The sequence below is a fragment of the Halalkalibacter lacteus genome, from assembly GCF_036663595.1.
Lineage (GTDB): Bacteria > Bacillota > Bacilli > Bacillales > Bacillaceae_D > Halalkalibacter > Halalkalibacter lacteus.
Genome location: NZ_JAWRVL010000086.1, coordinates 1 through 687 on the forward strand (window position 1 = coordinate 1; position 687 = coordinate 687).

Sequence of the window (687 nt, forward strand, 5' to 3'; positions counted from 1 at the left end):
GATAACCCCTCCTCTTAACCTTCCAGCACCGGGCAGGTGTCAGCCCCTATACTTCGCCTTGCGGCTTCGCAGAGACCTGTGTTTTTGCTAAACAGTCGCTTGGATCTTTTCACTGCGGCTCTCTCGGGCTTGCACCCTAATAGAGCACCCCTTCTCCCGAAGTTACGGGGTCATTTTGCCGAGTTCCTTAACGAGAGTTCTCCCGAGCGTCTTAGAATTCTCTTCTCGCCTACCTGTGTCGGTTTGCGGTACGGGCACCTCTCACCTCGCTAGAGGCTTTTCTAGGCAGTGTAGGATCAGGAACTTCGGTACTATAATTTCCCTCGCCATCACAGCTCAGCCTTATGTGAGAAGCGGATTTGCCTACTTCTCAGCCTAACTGCTTGGACGCGCATATCCATCAGCGCGCTTACCCTACCTTTCTGCGTCCCCCCATTGCTCAAACGGTGAGGAGGTGGTACAGGAATTTCAACCTGTTGTCCATCGCCTACGCCTTTCGGCCTCGGCTTAGGTCCCGACTGACCCTGAGCGGACGAGCCTTCCTCAGGAAACCTTGGGCTTTCGACGGAGGGGATTCTCACCCCTCTTTTCGCTACTCATACCGGCATTCTCACTTCTAAGCGCTCCACCAGTCCTCTCGGTCTGACTTCGCTGCACTTAGAACGCTCCCCTACCACTGACACCAAA

General features: G+C 54.6%; 1 rRNA gene. It reads right to left on the reverse strand.

Annotated elements, in window-relative coordinates:
* Window positions 1–687 (reverse strand): 23S ribosomal RNA (locus SAZ04_RS21585); the annotation flags it as partial.